At 58.1% G+C, this 17,135-nt stretch carries 9 protein-coding genes and 1 pseudogene; 8 read left to right on the top strand and 2 right to left on the bottom strand.

Annotation, left to right across the window (positions count from 1 at the left end; genetic code table 11):
- The first annotated feature begins 53 nt into the window (after positions 1 to 53).
- Genes bcsA through IOD40_RS13145 form a run of 4 tightly spaced genes read left to right on the top strand, consistent with a single transcriptional unit; the run spans position 54 to position 7,703 of the window.
- The gene (gene bcsA, locus IOD40_RS13160; protein WP_198477015.1) at positions 54 to 2,246 is read left to right on the top strand and encodes a UDP-forming cellulose synthase catalytic subunit; all 2,193 of its coding nucleotides are present in this window, start codon (positions 54 to 56) and stop codon (positions 2,244 to 2,246) included.
- Positions 2,243 to 4,555 (top strand): cellulose biosynthesis cyclic di-GMP-binding regulatory protein BcsB, encoded by a 2,313-nt coding sequence (locus IOD40_RS13155; protein WP_198477014.1) that lies wholly within the window; start codon positions 2,243 to 2,245, stop codon positions 4,553 to 4,555. Before bcsA ends, IOD40_RS13155 begins: the two co-directional genes overlap by 4 nt.
- Complete coding sequence (locus tag IOD40_RS13150) at positions 4,495 to 5,586, top strand: glycosyl hydrolase family 8 (protein ID WP_407649205.1); 1,092 nt, start codon at positions 4,495 to 4,497, stop codon at positions 5,584 to 5,586. The genes IOD40_RS13155 and IOD40_RS13150 overlap by 61 nt, the downstream gene beginning before the upstream one ends.
- The gene (locus IOD40_RS13145; RefSeq protein ID WP_198477010.1) at positions 5,577 to 7,703 is read left to right on the top strand and encodes a tetratricopeptide repeat protein; all 2,127 of its coding nucleotides are present in this window, start codon (positions 5,577 to 5,579) and stop codon (positions 7,701 to 7,703) included. The genes IOD40_RS13150 and IOD40_RS13145 overlap by 10 nt, the downstream gene beginning before the upstream one ends.
- A 4-nt stretch (positions 7,704 to 7,707) precedes the next feature.
- Here the strand turns inward: IOD40_RS13145 and treS are convergent, their stop codons facing one another.
- Together treS and IOD40_RS13135 are read right to left on the bottom strand one after the other, a co-directional pair.
- Positions 7,708 to 11,025: a maltose alpha-D-glucosyltransferase gene (gene treS, locus IOD40_RS13140; RefSeq protein WP_210336905.1), complete on the bottom strand. Its 3,318-nt coding sequence runs from the start codon at positions 11,023 to 11,025 to the stop codon at positions 7,708 to 7,710.
- Positions 11,022 to 12,989: an alpha-1,4-glucan--maltose-1-phosphate maltosyltransferase gene (locus tag IOD40_RS13135; protein WP_233713976.1), complete on the bottom strand. Its 1,968-nt coding sequence runs from the start codon at positions 12,987 to 12,989 to the stop codon at positions 11,022 to 11,024. Before IOD40_RS13135 ends, treS begins: the two co-directional genes overlap by 4 nt.
- Before the next feature lie 276 nt (positions 12,990 to 13,265).
- Between IOD40_RS13135 and IOD40_RS20085 the strand changes: the two are divergent.
- From IOD40_RS20085 to IOD40_RS13115, 4 genes and pseudogenes are all read left to right on the top strand, one after another.
- Positions 13,266 to 13,747 (top strand): annotated as a pseudogene (locus IOD40_RS20085) (YciE/YciF ferroxidase family protein); the annotation flags it as partial.
- Positions 13,748 to 14,514: 767 nt separating this feature from the next.
- A complete protein-coding gene (locus IOD40_RS13125) occupies positions 14,515 to 14,910 on the top strand; it encodes a phage holin family protein (protein WP_198477008.1) in 396 nt (131 codons plus the stop codon).
- Positions 14,907 to 15,887, top strand: a complete 981-nt coding sequence (locus IOD40_RS13120; RefSeq protein WP_198477007.1) for a DUF3618 domain-containing protein — start codon at positions 14,907 to 14,909, stop codon at positions 15,885 to 15,887. Before IOD40_RS13125 ends, IOD40_RS13120 begins: the two co-directional genes overlap by 4 nt.
- Positions 15,888 to 15,955: 68 nt before the next feature.
- On the top strand, positions 15,956 to 17,125 hold the full coding sequence (locus IOD40_RS13115) for a zinc-dependent alcohol dehydrogenase (RefSeq protein WP_198477006.1): 1,170 nt from the start codon (positions 15,956 to 15,958) through the stop codon (positions 17,123 to 17,125).
- Positions 17,126 to 17,135 lie beyond the last annotated feature (10 nt).

The raw sequence follows: 17,135 nt of genomic DNA, 5'->3' as shown, positions 1-17,135 counted from the left end.
CGTGACTCGGAGACGTTCCGCGTGACGCCAAAAAAGCACTCTGAGGTAATTGGATGGGTAAAGTTTTCGTAGGGTTGGTGTGGGCGATTCTGGCAGCAGGGACGATATTTATCGTCTCGCTTCCCATCAACCTTCAAACCCATCTCGTTCTCGGCGGCATCGTTCTCGCCATCATGATCACGATGAAATTGCTGCGCCTTGGGGGCACCTGGCGGCTAATCGCTCTTGCCCTCGGCACCGCGCTCGTGATGCGCTACGTGTATTGGCGCACGACGAGCACAATTCCGCCGGTGAGCCAGCTCGAGAACTTCATCCCCGGCCTGCTTCTTTACCTCGCCGAGATGTACAGCGTCTTCATGCTGTTCCTCAGCTTGTTCATCGTTGCCAAGCCACTGCCTTCGCGTGAAGCACGACCAGTGGCGCAAGAAGATTTGCCGCGCGTTGACGTCTTCATTCCAAGCTATGATGAAAACTCGTCTCTCCTGGCCGACACCATGGCAGCTGCCAAGGCAATGGATTATCCGGCTGATCTGGTAACTGTATGGCTACTCGATGATGGCGGCACGGTTCAAAAGCGCAACTCCGACGATATTCCCACCGCACAAGCCGCTCAGAAGCGCCATGTTGAGCTACAGCAGCTATGCGCTGATCTTGGCGTCAATTATCTGACCCGCGAACGCAATGAGCACGCAAAGGCCGGAAATCTCAACAACGGTTTGGCGCACTCAGACGGCGACCTGATCGCTGTATTTGACGCCGACCACGCACCAACGCGCAGCTTCCTGCAGGAGACAGTGGGCTACTTCAAGGAAGACCCTAAGCTCTTCCTCGTCCAGACACCGCATTTCTTCCTGAACCCCGACCCGGTCGAGCGCAATTTGCGCACGTTCGAGAAGATGCCGTCAGAGAACGAGATGTTCTATGGCGTCATCCAGCGCGGGCTGGACAAATGGAACGCATCATTCTTCTGCGGCTCAGCTGCCGTTTTGAGCCGCGCTGCTCTCACGGAGTCGAATGGCTTTTCCGGCGTCTCGATCACGGAGGACTGCGAGACTGCAGTCGAACTGCACTCCCGGGGCTGGAACAGCGTCTATGTCGACAAGCCGCTGATCGCAGGTCTGCAACCTGCGTCATTCGCGAGCTTTATTGGCCAGCGAAGCCGCTGGGCCCAAGGCATGATGCAGATCCTGCGCTTCCGCTTTCCATTGCTGAAGCGCGGTCTGACCATACCGCAGCGCGTTTGCTACATGTCATCAACGCTGTTCTGGCTGTTTCCATTTCCGCGCATCATTTTCCTGTTCGCGCCGCTGTTCTACATCTTCCTCGATTTGCAGATCTTTACCGCTTCGGGTGGCGAATTCTTCGCCTACACACTCAGTTACATGACGGTAAACCTCATGATGCAGAACTATCTCTATGGACGGTTCCGCTGGCCATGGATCTCGGAACTGTATGAGTACATCCAGTCAGTGCATCTGCTGCCTGCAGTCATTTCCGTTATGATCAACCCGCGCAAACCGACCTTCAAGGTGACCGCGAAAGACGAGTCCATTTCGACAAGCAGGCTCTCCGAACTCAGCCGGCCTTTCTTCCTCATCTTCGCAGTCCTTTTGGTTGCAGCAGGAGTGTCCATATGGCGCATCTACAGTGAACCTTGGAAGGCAGATGTCACTCTCGTCGTCGGCACCTGGAATCTGCTCAACCTGATCTTGGCGGGCTGCGCCCTTGGAGTAGTTTCCGAGCGCAGGGAGTGGACCAGCACGAGGCGTATCAAGGTAAACCGCCGTTGCGAGTTCGGGCATGGAGACAGCTGGCTTCCTGCCACGATCGAGGATGTATCCGTGAATGGGGCGCGTGTGCGCGTCTACGCTGCCGACACCGAAAAGTTCGTTGCGCAAGGAGAGTCGGCTATTCGCTTCCAGCTCCTCTCCGGGGACGCCAGCGGTATGCTTCCAATAGTCGTGCGCAACCAGATCAAGGAAGGTGATACCTTCGTTCTGGGCTGCCAGTACATGCGCACCGCAGCCGACCACCATCGCTACGTTGCCGACCTGGTATTTGCAAATCCGGAACAATGGTCGCAATTCCAAGCCGCACGGCGGCGCAATCCAGGCGTGGTCGGCGGGACGATCTGGTTCCTCCAGCTAGCCTTCTACCAGACCTCGCGTGGGATTACCTATCTGATCCGCTATCTTCGCGGCAATGATCGCCAGGCTGCACCCCAGCAAAACGGGGCAAAGTCATGAACCGATATACGCTTTCATTGTTTCTTGCGCTGGCGTCGACGACTTCGCTTCATGCCCAGCCCACACCTTTCGACATGTCTCCGGAGCGTCCGCTTCAGTCAGAGGGAGAAAAGCCCGCAGCACCGCGCGAGCTGCAACCATCACCGTTGGCATCTCCAGATCAGCCGCAACAAGCCGAATTCCGTCGCAGGCTCCTGCCTGCAGGAGATGTGATGCTGCGGGGTGAGACCGCCTCCAAAGGCTGGGCACTGAACCTGACCAAGGCGCAAGCCGAAGCGCCCATGCGACTGCAACTCGCCTACAGCAACGCCATCGTTGTCGCGCCAGAAGCATCACGCCTCCAGTTGCTGATCAATGATTCCGCGGTGATCGATACGCCGGTCCGCTCCGCAGATGGGGTGGCGAACATACAGGTCGACATCCCTGCAGGTCTTCTGCGCGCTGGACGCAACGATATCTCGCTGCGAGCACGTCAGCGCCATCGAACCGACTGCACAATCGAATCGACCTATGAATTGTGGAGCGCCATCAACGCAGCACAGACCTTCATAAGCTCGAGCGATCCCTCCGCAGCAAAACTGACGACTGTCGAGGATCTGCGTACGATCTCCGCAGACGGCACAGGCCGCGCGACAATCGCGATTGTCGCACCCGGCATGTCTCAAAGCGATATCAGCGCAGACGTTCTTCGGCTGGCTCAGGCAATCGCACTGCATCTGCCCCTGCCGGATCTCGACTTTGTTATCGACTCCGCACCTTCCCCTGAACAGGAAGACGCAAGCTTGCGTGTGTTTTTCGGAACGCATGACGAAATTGAAGCGCTGGGCGTCCGCCTTCCTTCGAGCTCAACCGGACCCGTTGCCGCCTTCGCGGAAGGGCAGTCCAGCGTGCCTACATTCGTCGTGAGCGGACGCAATCGTTCCGAATGGCTCAGCGCGCTCGATGAGGTTCTTGCGCCGATAGACCGAGCTGCCGGAACAAGGCGCGACACGGTGATTACGGAAGCGTGGCACCTTCCGAACGCGCCTATGGTTTTAGGCGGCCGCGAACTGACGTTCCGGGAGCTGGGGATTCGCTCGGAGAGCTTTTCTGGGCGCAGTTTCAGCACCAGCTTCCAATTCGCAGTACCGTCCGACTTCTATGCGGACTCCTATGGAGAGGCCCAGATTCTACTGGACGCAGGCTATGCCGCTAACGTCCTGCCGGGGAGCCTGATCAACGTTTATGTGAACGGCTCGATTGCGGTCTCAATGCCGCTGAACGATCAGCGGGGCGCTATCCTCGAGCAGCTGCCTCTGCGCATGACCATGCGGCATTTCAAACCGGGCCTCAACGAAGTCACGATCGTGGCAAATCTGCAAACGGCTGAGGACGAGGCATGTACTGCGGTAGGATTGTCGGATGAAACTCCGCGTCTGGCGATCTTCAATTCCTCGCGTTTCGTGATCCCAGACTTCGCCCGTATCGGCCAGCATCCGAACCTTGCTGCGCTCGGCGGCACCGGCTTCCCGTATACGCGGCTGACCGAGCCTTTGCCGATATATCTAGAGCGGAATGACGCCGCGACGCTCTCCGTCGCCGCAGATCTCATGGCGCGCGTTGCACTGAGCGCGGGACGCTCAGTCCCGGTCACCTTGACCAACTCTCCCGATGCTCTGCGCGATCAGGACGCCATATTCATCAGTTCCGTGAACGCGATTCCGGCGCCAGTGTTTTCACAGGTCAAACTGTCGGAGGAAGCCCGGACCTTCTGGGTCGCCTCTCACGGTGGTGTCCCGGTTGAAGGTGATGCAACGCAAGCAGACGCGGAATTGTGGCGGCAGCGAATCGGGCAGGGCGCCTGGTTGGACAATATTGGCCAATGGTTCGAGCGAAAGTTTGAACTAAGCCTCAGCCAGCTAAGGTTCGCACCTGGCTCAGAGAAGCCTTTCGTGCCCTCCCAACCGGCACAGCTACTGGTCGCACAAGGGGTAAACCCGGCCGGTAACGGTGTTTGGACCCTCTTCACAGCACCTGACGCCATGATGCTTACTGATGGGGTCAGTGCAATCACCAACCTGCCCAACTGGTCTCGCCTGTCTGGGCGACTTGCCACATTGGACAGCGACGAGCAAACCATCAACGCGTTGCCAGCTAAAGAGCAGAGCCTTGTGCTGACCCGGCCCCTTACCTTGAATAATTTCCGCCTGATCATCGCGAACTGGCTATCGACCAATATTCTATCGTACTCTGTCCTGCTGATCTTCGCATGTATCTTGCTTGGCATCGCCACCTCATCGCTCCTCTCAAGAATTGGGAGGCGGCGTTGATCCGGGCAATTCTTTTCGCGTTCTTGCTGATTGCGGGCATGGCCTCTTCAAACGCTTCCGCTCAAATTTCGGCTCGCGAGTGGGCCGATTATTCGAAACGCTTCATATCCAGTGAAGGTCGCGTGATCGACGACGGCAACCACAACATCTCACACAGTGAGGGACAAGGATATGGGTTGCTCCTCGCGTACCTGGCGGGCAATCGCGCTGACTTTGAACGGATATGGTCATTCACGGAGCGCGAATTTCTGCTGCGTGACGACAACCTCTCGGCGTGGCGATGGGACCCGTCAGCGGTTCCGCATATCACTGATCTCAACAACGCCTCTGATGGTGACATCCTGATTGCCTATGCTCTCGCCCGTGCAGGTACCGCCTGGAATGAGACGCGTTTTATTCGCAAGGCCCAGATCATCGCGAAGGCCATCGGGAGAACGTCCGTTCTCGAGCATCATGGCGAATTGTTGCTTCTTCCTGGTGTGACCGGCTTTGGAGCTAAGGACCGTCCCGATGGACCGGTCGTGAACCTTTCGTACTGGGTGTTCGAAGCTTTCCCATACTTCGCAAGCCTGGCACCACACACCAATTGGCAGCGGCTGGCGGAAAGCGGAAAGCGTCTCATCCGTAAATCTCAGCTTGGCGAGCGCGCCTTGCCACCTGAATGGCTTTCACTCGCAAACGCGCCGAAGACGGCGCAGGGCTTCCCGGCAACATTCGGGTATAATGCGTTGCGTATCCCGCTATACCTGATGCGGGCTCTTGATGACGACAAGGAGCTGTTACGGCGGCTACGCGATGGCATGACCGGAAGCAACGGCGAACTCATCATCGTCGATACGGTCAATGGGAAGGTCATCGATTCACTTAACGACGCGGGCTACCGGATAATTCCCGCGCTTGCGAGTTGCGTCGTCGATGGTGCCAAAATTCCAGCTGCGTTGCAGAATTTTCAACCTTCGCTGTACTATCCATCAACCCTGCAACTGCTCGCGCTCTCGCACATCAGGGAGGACCGGCCCGAATGCCTCTGATCTCGGCTAAGTCCGCTACCATCGGCGCTGCAGGCGTTTCACTCCTGCTTGCTGCATACTGCCTGGATCAAGGCCGTCAGTACTGGGACGCGCCATCACCGGGTATCTCGCTGGAAGTCACCGGCACGACTGCAGACGACAGCTACTCAAGCAGTGATGCTGTGCAGCTCCTCGCACAAGTGGTGTCCGAGGAAAGTGCTTCGCCGAGCGAGACCAAGGCTGAGCCTGCGCCGGCAGAGGTGGACGAATCCGCCCTCCGATACTTTGCTCGCCAAGGAGACACGCGGCGGCTTGAGATCGAAATTGCGCGTCTGAAGGCGCTTTATCCCGACTGGACGCCGCCGGCCGATCCTCTCGCAACACCTACACAGACGGACGATTCTCTCGAAGAATTCTGGCAGCTCTATTCCGAAGGCAAACTAGGAGAGGTACGTCAGAAAATTGCCGAGCGGCAGGCAGCCGATCAGGATTGGCGCCCGCCTGGAGATCTCCTCGACCGGCTGGCTCTCGCAGAAGCGAGAGAACGCCTGATCAACTCCTCTGAGCTCGATCAGTATGGTACCGTCATTTCGGTAGCTACGGACAACCCGCAGCTTCTCACCTGTAGCGAGGTCGACGTCCTTTGGCGTGTGGCAGAGGCTTTCGTTCATACGGACCGCGAGCAGCGGGGCTACGACGCGTACAAGTACATTCTGACCAATTGCGATGACACAAATGAGCGCGTCGCAACGATGCAGAACGCGTCGCAATTGCTGTCCGCGCCTCTCATCGCGGATCTGCTCCGCCTTGAGCGGAAAGACGACCAGGGCGTTGGTGAGTTCGCTGCCATCCGCAACGATCTGGCACGTGATGCCGTTGCGCGCGGCAGCAAGGATGCCGAGGTCGCAGTTCCTCGTGAAGAACTGAAGCGCGTCGAAGAAACTGCGGAAGCTGAAAAGCTCCCGTCAGATGCACGCCTTCTCGGCTGGTATTACCTGCAGCGCAAGGACCACACGGTCGCTGAAAAATGGTTCCGGATGGCTCTCGATGAAGAGCCATCAGCCGATGCTGCGGAGGGCCTTGCTCTAGCGCTGATTGAACGCGAAGCTTATGCGGATGCAGAAGACTTGATGCATCGCTGGCGAGGCGACAGCGACAATACGCGGATAGTCTATCTGGCAGCCGCGGCCAACCTTCTTGGCGTCGAGCCAAGGCCGCTCTTGTCGAGCGAGGTCCTCGATCGGATCGTGGCTGAAGTCGCTGCGTCGAAACACGTGGAAGGCGCCCGTCAACTTGGCTGGTACTCGCGCGCATTTGAACAACATGCGACGGCAAAGGCTTGGTTCATCACCGCGCTCGGCTGGGATCCGCAAGACGAGCCATCCGCGTACGGTTTGGCTTTAACCCACCATCTATTCGGCGAACTCGCGGAATTGGCGCAGATCAAGAAGGCTTGGGAAGGGCGGTCCGAACGAATTCAACTCGTTGGCATCGCGCCGACCGAACCTGCACCCGCGACCAGCATGCGCACAGATCAGGTGGCTGTTGCACCAATGCCGACCGCCAGACCGGAGACGACCCGACCGGTTCGTGCGCCCGCTGCAAAACCTGCGGCATCTGCACCGCGCCGAGGCTGCACCAACCACGTCCACCCTGAAAGCCTTCAGCCTTCCGCCGCTCTCAACCGAGGCTGGTGCTTGCTGGACGTCAATCGCCCAATCGAAGCGGCCAAGGCCTTCGAAGTCGCGCTTCGCAGTGGAAGTGGACAGGTCCAACGCGATGCAGCGTACGGTCAAAGCCTTGCATATTTGCGGGCCGGCCTGGTTAATGACGCCGCCGTAGCAGCAACGCGCGCGCCCCAGTCTCAGGCGCGGGCTTCCGAACTGCAGACAAGCATATTGGCCGAACGAGCGCTCGGCGCGTTTGAGCGCGGGCGGTATGTCGAGGCGCTGGTCGCACTCGACCAACGCGCCCAGATCGCACCAGAGCGGGTCGATCTAATGGTGATACGCGGATACGCCTATATGAAACTCAACCGGTTAGGCGATGCGCGACGCGTCTTCGAAGCCGCCGCGGGAACAGGCAACCGTAATGCCATTCGTGGTCTGGCGGATGTACGCAACATGATAAATCCTTAGGGCATCACTCCTCGGCCAGATCAGAAGATCGGTCCAGCATTTGCAGAAGCCCTCTTATGGGGATCTCTGCCCAGCTGGGCCGGTTGGCAAGCTCGTAGCGTATCTCGTAAATCGCCTTCTGAACGACAAAAAGATCGAGAAGAGCAAGCTGATGCCGAGCTGGTGTCCCATCATTCGCTCCATGGGACAAGTAAGCGTTCAGGAAGTCAGTCGAGGCGAGGCTTAGCCAATGATTGAGCCTTGCCCGAATTGTCTCTTCGCGCGGACCTGAGCTCACCTCCAGCGTTCGTTCCACCGCTGATGCAGCGTAGGCAAACGAGCGTAACATGCCCGCTACGTCTCGCAGCGGGGAGAACTTACTGCGCCGCGCCTCAAGGGACCGGTTGGGCTCACCCTCAAAATCAATGATGATCAGATCGCCCTTTGCCACGAGAATTTGGCCAAGATGAAAATCACCATGAATCCGGGTCTTCAGACCTTCAACCGGATATCTCAATGCTTGGCCTATCAACGCCAAGAGTTCATCTTCGCGATCGAGAAGGTCAGTCGCAGCGGTTTCTGAGTGAATACTACCGTCAGACAGGCCAGTCCTGAGGCGACCAAGCGTAGCGCGGACATCGTCGGAAACCTCCGCAACCCATTCTTTCAGGTCGTCATCCGTGATCATTTCGGCAGAGAACGCAGCGTCTTGCGTCTCGGTCGCGAGAGCTGAGTGAAATTCGGCTGTCCGTTGTCCGAGAAGGGCTCCAATTGATAGGGGGAACTGGAATGTCGCAGTCTCGCCGTTCCCTGCTGCCTCTTCCAAAGAATCCTCGTGTGCGAACTCGTCCACTTCACGGCGCAACGCTTCGGTCACTGCACTCCACGCATCACCCTGATTTCGGACAAACTCGAAGGCGACCGCCAGCGTTGTGACCTCTTCATCGGCGGATTGGTATTCAACCGACCCGAGAAAGGCAGGCGTATGCTGGAAATTGGCGCTCTGCGTCAAAAAGCTAGACATCTCGACATCGGGCTGAACGCCACTGCGTAGACGACGATAGATTTTCAAGATGATCTGGTCGCCGAATGCCACCGACACATTGCTCTGCTCAACACCAAGCAGGCGCGGCGCCTCTGTCACAGCCACGGATGCCAGGCGTTCTGATGGCTGGAAAGTGATGAGCCCCCCACCGCTGGTATTAAGCGAGCCTCCGCGTCGCAAATGATCGAGCAATGTTGCGGCCAAATTCTCATCATACGAGCCGTCGAGAAGAGCACCGACGGTAGAGCCACGTCGTAGCTTGGCAATCGTGTATGACAGCTTTGGCGCTCCGAAGCGGACACTCTCCTCGCCCCACCGCGCTGACAAAGGCATGAGGTAGCGCTGATCACCGTCCTGAGTTTGCGCATCAATCACGCTCAGCACATACTGCCCGTTGCTGAGCGAAACGAGTGGTTGCAACGTAACCTGTCCAAGTTGCTGATCCTTCCCAGCGAACCAACGTTGCAGTCGCAGAAATTCGGGTAGTATCTCTTGATCGAAGTGCCGCTGATCGCGACCTGAAAGCGCCGTCTCAATTCGTTGATCACGGGTTGTCAGCGTGACAAATTCCGGAAGTACGTCCGGCATCTCGACATGCCATTGCGGTGCAGCCGTCTCCTCTGCCAGCAAGAACCAATAAAAACCGTAGCCGGCGAGAGTGATCAGGTAGGGGAGGGTGCCAATTGGTGGAAACGGGGAGCGTCCCGCCAATTCGATTGGGACAGCGCCTTTCCATTGCGCCAGGTCCAGTTCGACGGCCTGGGCAGCTGCGGAGAGGTTGGCGACGCACAAGATCCTCTCGCCTTCATATTCCCGGACATAGGCCAGAATCTTGCGGTTGCGAGGGTAGAGGAGGATCATGGATCCGCGGCCAAATGCCTGGTGATTTTTGCGCACGGAAACGATGCGCCGCATCCAGTTGAGCAGCGAGGAGCGATCCCGGTCCTGGCTTTCAACGTTGATCGCCTGATAGCCATAGGTCGCGTCCATTACGAGCGGCAGATAGAGGCGCTGCGGGTCAGATCGTGAGAAGCCCGCATTGCGGTCTGAGGACCATTGCATGGGTGTGCGAACACCGTCTCGATCGCCCAGATAGTAATTATCTCCCATGCCGATCTCATCGCCGTAATAGATGATCGGCGTTCCCGGCATCGACAGAAGAAGCGAGTTCATCAACTCGATCTTACGCCGATCGTTCTGCATCAGCGGCGCGAGCCTGCGGCGTATCCCGAGATTTATCCGCGCTCGGCTGTCTTCGGCATAGGTTTGCCAGAGATAGTCGCGCTCACTATCCGTTACCATTTCCAGAGTGAGTTCATCGTGGTTGCGAAGAAAAATGCCCCACTGGCAGTTGGGTGGAATCTCGGGCGTCTGGCGGATGATGTCGGTGATCGGGTGGCGATCTTCCTGTGCCACCGCCATGTACATGCGCGGCATCAAGGGGAAGTGGAAACCCATCTGGCACTCATCCCCTTCACCGAAATAGGGTCGCGTGTCTTCCGGCCACTGGTTAGCCTCAGCCAGCAGCATGCGATCAGGGTAATGAGCGTTCAGTTCGGCACGGATCTGCTTCAGGATGGCGTGGGTTTCGGGCAGGTTCTCGGCATTCGTCCCTTCTCGTTCAACCAGATAGGGAATTGCATCGAGGCGCAGTCCGTCTACCCCCATGTCCAGCCAAAAGTGCATCACCCGCAAGACTTCGCGTAACACTCGCGGATTGTCGAAGTTGAGGTCCGGCTGATGCGAATAGAAGCGGTGCCAGTAGAAAGCACCCGCCACCGGATCCCAGGTCCAGTTGGATTTTTCTGTGTCGAGGAAGATGATCCGGGTTTCCGGGAATTTCGTATCCGTATCGCTCCAAACGTAGAAATCTCTGGCGGCAGATCCTGGCTTGGAGTGGCGCGCGCGCTGAAACCAGGGATGCTGATCGGACGTGTGATTGATGACGAGTTCCGTGATGACCCGTAGTCCACGGCGATGCGCCTCGTTCACCAGGGCTCGGAAGTCGGCCAGCTTTCCGTATGACGGATTGACCGCCTTGAACTCTGCAATGTCATAGCCGTCATCGCGCAGAGGGGAGGGGTAGAATGGCAGCATCCAGATCGCAGTCGCACCGAGCTGCTGAATATGGTCGAGCCGCTCCATGAGCCCGGCGAAGTCACCAATCCCGTCCCCGTTCGAATCCTGGAACGCCTTGACGTGGAGCTGATAGATGATGGCGTCCTTGTACCACTCGCGATCTGTTCGATCGATGATATCGATACGCCGTCGAGTGCTGCGCTGGGTGAAGTGCTTCATCGGCCGCTGCCCTCCGGCGGAAACAATCGCCAGATTGCGTACGGTCGCTCTTCGGGATCCAGACGCAGACGGTGAAGCTTCCCCCGCCACTCGAAACGGTTGCCGCGCAGAAGGTCCTCCACCTCGATTGCATCGGTGTCTTTCAGTCCGAACTCCCACAAGGGGACTTCAAACTCGGTTTCCTGCGCGTTATGGGGGTCCAGATTGACGTGGAAGAGAAGAAAGCTCGACGCAGCCGGATCACTCTTGCCGTAATAAAGGATCTCGTCGTTCCAAGCGTTATAGAACCGCAGGGACTCATACGCCCTTAGTGCCGGGTGCTCCCGTCGCAAACGGTTGATCAAGGCAATGTCGTCCTTGATATGCCCGGGCTCATCCATGTCCCAGACCCGGATTTGATACTTCTCCGAGTCGAGATATTCTTCCTTTCCAGGTACGGCGCGGGCCTCACAAATCTCAAAGCCATTATAAACCCCGTAGTTTCCCGCAAGTGTCGCTGCGAGGACAAGCCGAGTGCGGAAACCAGCGCGGCCGCTTTGTTGCAAGAACCTTGGGTTGATGTCGGGCGTATTGACGAAGAAGTTCGGCCTCATGGTCTGCCGGTTCGGCCCTTGCGTCAGTTCGCCGAGATACTCTTCCAGTTCCGCCTTGGTGTTGCGCCAGGTGAAATAAGAATAGGACTGGGTGAAGCCCAGCTTCGCCAGCCGAGCCATGACTTTTGGGCGTGTGAACGCCTCTGCAAGAAAGATCGCGTCAGGGTGTCTGGCCCGAATGTCACTGATCAGCCACTCCCAGAAAGGGAAGGGCTTTGTGTGGGGATTATCGACCCGGAAAATCTTCACCCCCTGTTCGATCCAGAAAAGGACGACGTCCCGAAGGGCGAGCCAGACCCCCGGAATGGCATCCCTATAGAAATGGACGTTGACGATATCCTCGTACTTTTTCGGCGGGTTCTCCGCGAACTTGATCGTGCCGTCCGGGCGCCAGTCGAACCATTCCGGATGCTCGCGGATCCAGGGATGATCAGGTGAGCACTGGATCGCAAAGTCCAACGCGATCTCCATCCCCTGATCGGCCGCCGCGTCCACCAGCCGCTTGAAGTCTGAGAGGGTGCCGAGTTGCGGATGGACTGCGTCATGCCCACCATCCTCCGATCCGATTGCATAAGGACTTCCCGGATCACCCGGCTGCGCGACGAGGCTGTTATTGCGACCCTTGCGGTTCGTACGACCTATCGGATGAATTGGCGGGAAGTAGAGAACGTCAAAGCCGAGGTCCCGGACGTAAGGCAGTCGAGCTATGACATCGTCAAAGGTGCCATGGCGCTCGGGATCGCGGGTCTGAGAGCGGGGCATCAACTCATACCAGGCACTGAAACCGGCAAGTTCACGATCCACCCATACCCTTATCGTCCTCGGATAGATGGTGAGGTTGGTCCGAACGCCGAACCTTTGCATGATATCGAGGGTCTGTTCCGACAGAAGCAGAGCAATTTGCGTCTCTTCCTGCTCCAAATCGCTTGGAGATCGGTCCTGCAACGAGGCGAGCAGGCTCTGCAGCTCGTCTCGCCCTGACTGCTGCGCAGCTGCCTCCACCAACTGACGACCTTCGACGATCTCAAGTGAGACGGCCTGACCCGCCGCCAACTTCTTCATGGTGTCTGCCCGCCACGTCGCGAAAAGATCGCGCCAAGCGCCGATTGTGAGGTCCCAAAAACCGATCTGATTGAAATTTACCTCGCCGACCCACCTGTCGTTGTCGTCAAAGAGCATCCTGATCTCATGCCATTTCGACGTGTCGGCCGGGCAAACGCGCGCAACCGCGCCAAGTGCGTCGTGTCCATCGCTGAAGATGTCGACTTCAATTCGGAATCTCTGTCCGATAGTCGCCTTGGCCGGGAACCTTCCACCGTCGATCTCCGCGCTGATGTTCTCAATGGCGAGGCGATGGGGCGCGAGTTGCATCAGCTGCTTTCTTACGTCCGACCCGGGCGGTATTTGAACAGTCTGCGGCATCGTCTCGGGAGTGGAATTCATCCGGTTCTGACCTTTCGGACAACCTGCAAATGCACTGGAAGTGGAAAATGTGGGACTGCTTCCGGGCTTCTGTTTTGCAGGCCGAACAGCGTTTCCACTGCAAATGTTCCTCTGGGATGCGTGACGATGACATTGGTGTAGACAAGGGAACATGTCGCCACAGAGCCGGTTGGGGAGCCCGAACTCTCAACCCAGGAGAACGACATGACCGACATCAAAGACCGGGTCGACCAATGGCTTCGTGACGCGCACGCCATGGAGGAGCAGGCGGAAACAATGCTCAATGGCCCGGCAATGCGCATTGAGAACTATCCGTCCCTCAAAGCGCGCATCGAACAGCATCTTGAGGAGACGAAGCGCCAGCGGGCACGGCTTGAATCCTGCATCGAACGACGGGGAGCTTCATCGTCCGGTATCAAGGACATGCGATGAAATTCACGGCGATGATGCAAAATCTTAGCGGCGTATTTGCAGGCGACGAGGTCGTTAAAGGCGTCCTAGCCAGCTACACGTTCGAGCATATGGAGATTGCTTCCTACCGCATTCTTGTCGCCGCGGCCGAGGCTGACGGGGACATGGAAACGGCTCGAGTGTGCGAAGAAATCTGCGCGGAAGAAGAAGCCATGGCGGCGTGGCTGGAAGATAATATGGGCGAAATCGCCATCCAGCACCTTGTCCGGCAGGAAGCATCTCTGGACGAAGCAAAGCGCGGAGAGCACGCGCCTATAGAACGACCGGCAGCCCGGTCCTTTTTCTTTCTCAAGCACTGCGAGCGAGGAACATCGCGCAATATTGCATGTTCGGATGCGGAAAACAGCTTGCAGCTTAGTCCTTGGCAGCCCGCATTGCGGGCTTTTCATCAGGAGCGCACCATGAACCCGAATGAGCGCACACCAGACACATCGACCTCACCTACAGCAACGCCAGGTGCGTCAACCGCCGGCACACCGCAACAACCGGGCGCATCCGGTGAGCAATCGACCTCCCAGCGTTCCTCGCTTGGGCAAATGGCATCCGGAGCTCGGGATGCGGTTGCCCATGAGGCTGCAACTTTGAAAGAAGAAGCCGCGCGCACGGCAGCCGAGCAAGCTGAGCGGGCGAAAGGTGCCGCCACCTCCCACCTGGAGGGCTTTGCGGGCGCATTGCGAGCGGCCAGCGATGAACTATCGCGGAACAAGACCGGGCCCGCTGCGGAACTGGTCTCACATGCGGCCTCCGGCCTGGAGACTCTGTCTCGCTCAATTGATGGCAAATCGTCTGGTGAGATGCTGGATGCCGTCCGGAGGTTTGGTCGCGAAAATCCTTTGGGGTTTGTCGCCGGTTCGATTCTGGCGGGTTTCGCACTCGGCCGGGTGGCATCGACGGCAACTTCGGGGAGTAGCCGTTCCTCCAGCGCTCACGACACCTCAAGCGCGAGCAGAAATTTTGCCGATCGCACCCAGGAGGATCCGTCATGAGCGTTGATCGCGATCCCAAGACGATCCCAAGCCTTGTAACCGACCTGGTCGAGCAGCTTTCGACCCTCGTGCGCACAGAAGGCCAGCTTTTGCGCAGCGAGCTCAAGGAAAATGCCAGCCGGGCGGGGAGCGGCGTCATGGAAATCGCCGCCGGAGCGATGCTTCTTCTGGCAGCGTTGATCGTACTTCTTCAGGCGTTGATCGCAGGGCTCGTTGAAGCTGGCTTGAGAGCAGGGTGGGCCGCTCTCATCGTCGGCATCATCGTGGCCGTGATCGGAGCCATTCTGGTCAAACGTGGCACATCCAATATGTCCCCATCCGAGCTTACGCCAAGCCGTACGGCGGCGCAGCTTCGCAAGGACGGACAACTCGCACGGGAGCAGACACCATGACGGATCGATCCCCCTCCGAACTTGGGCGCGAAGCCGAACAGGTTCGCGCCGAGATCAGCGAAACGACGCGCCAATTACGAGACAAGATGTCTCCGGGGCAGTTGATGGACGAGGCACTTGGTTACTTCAAGGAAGGAGATGCGCAGCGCTTCCTCACCAATCTGAAGGATCAGGTGCGAGACAATCCGCTTGCACTCGCATTGATAGGCGGTGGTGTCGCCTGGCTGATGTCCGGTTCCGGTACAACGCACAGTCGGCCGGCCCACACCATGGCGACGTCCCTGCACGCCGGGTCAGCTCGCAACTACGCGGAGTCAGGCGGTGACGACGGCTCGGAGGACGACGCCTCATCGTTGGCGTCTTCCGTTGGTTCTGGCCTCGCAAGCGCAGGCGATGCTGCGTCACGTACCGCCTCAACCGTTGGGGGCGCTGCGAGCCAAGCTGGCCAATATGCACGCGAGACCATGCATGACATGCGCGATCAGCTCCATTCAGGTGCGAGCTCACTCCACCACTCGGCGAGCCAGGCAGGTCTGAGGGCAAGAGATACGTTCTCTGAAACGCTTGAACGAGAGCCCCTTATTATCGGCGCGATTGGGGTAGCCGTTGGAGCCGCACTCGGAGCCATGGTCCCCGCATCACGTACCGAGGAACGTTATCTTGGGGCAGCAGCACGTTCAGCTAAAGAACAAGCTGAGCGGGTTCTGACGGAAGGTGTCGAACGTGCAAAAGAGGTGGCTGGTGACGCTTACTCCGCAGCCAAAGACGAGGCACACCGGCAGGGCCTGACCAAATCAGGTGAGCCGGTAACCGAGCGGATCTCAAAAGTAGCAAAAGCTGCAGGCGAGGAGCTTTCGCAAGCCGCGCATGACGCGCTGGGAAGCACGCAGACCGATCCAGGTTCCGAACCAACACAAACTGGCAGTGATCGATCCGAAAACCCGCCAGGCGACAAGCCTCTGCCTGGACGCATTTGATCCCCGTGGGCGTCTGCCAGTGCAGGCGCCCATTTTCTTCCTTTCAGACTTAGCCATCGGAGACTGCAATGAAAGCTCTCACCTGGCACGGGAAAAGCGACATACGCTGCGAAAGCGTCCCCGATCCCAGAATCGAGCATCCGCGTGACGCGATCATCAAAGTAACAGCTTGCGCGATCTGCGGGTCGGACCTTCACATTTATGACGGCGCAATTCCGGACATGCACTCTGGTGACATTGTCGGGCATGAGACCATGGGCGAAGTCGTCGAAGTAGGCCCTGATGCAGGTGACTTGAAAGTCGGCGATCGGGTGGTTGTCCCGTTCACCATCTCATGCGGTCAATGTTTCTTCTGCAAGCGCGGGTATTATTCCGCTTGCGAGAGGTCGAACCCGGACAAGGAAAAAGCGGAGAAGATGTGGGGCTACTCTCCCGCAGGACTTTTCGGCTACTCGCATCTTTTGGGTGGTTATTCCGGCGGGCAAGCTGAATACCTGCGCGTGCCCTTTGCAGATGTCGGCCCAATCAAGGTTCCGGACGGGCTATCCGACGAACAGGCCCTGTTCCTCTCCGATATCTTTCCGACCGGATACATGGCTGCGGAGTTCTGCAACATTCAGCCCGAAGACACGCTTGCGGTCTGGGGATGCGGGCCAGTCGGGCAGATGGCAATCAAAAGCGCGTTCATCCTCGGTGCCCACCGTGTCATAGCGATCGATACAGTGCCCGAGCGTTTAGCGATGGCTCGGGCCGCAGGCGCAGAGACGCTGGATTTCATGGATGAGGACATCTACGAAAAGCTCCGTGAGATGACCGACGGCCGTGGTGTCGACGCCTCTATTGATGCCGTCGGCAGCGAAGCGCATGCCGCGGCAAGCTTTGACTCGATTATCGACCGTATAAAGGTCGCTACATACATGGCGACCGATAGGCCGCATGTTCTTCGCCAGGCGATCCAGTGCACGCGCAATTTCGGCACCGTTTCAATCGTCGGCGTCTATGGCGGCTTTCTCGACAAGATCCCGATGGGTTCTGCCGTCAATCGCGGCCTGACCTTCCGCATGGCCCAGACCCCGGTCCAGCGCTACCTGCCTCTCCTCATGCAGCGCATTCTCGATGAAGAGATTGACCCATCGTTCGTGATCACCCACCGCGGAACACTCGAAGAAGGCCCTGAATTCTACAAGACATTCCGTGACAAAAAAGACGGCTGCATAAAGGTCGTCCTTAAGCCTTGAAGCGAATATC

Origin of the sequence: Aquamicrobium zhengzhouense (assembly GCF_016124105.1) — a bacterium.
Taxonomy (GTDB): domain Bacteria; phylum Pseudomonadota; class Alphaproteobacteria; order Rhizobiales; family Rhizobiaceae; genus Aerobium; species Aerobium zhengzhouense.
The sequence above is the reverse complement of the archived record's forward strand: the minus strand, read 5'-3'. Positions and strand labels throughout refer to the sequence as shown.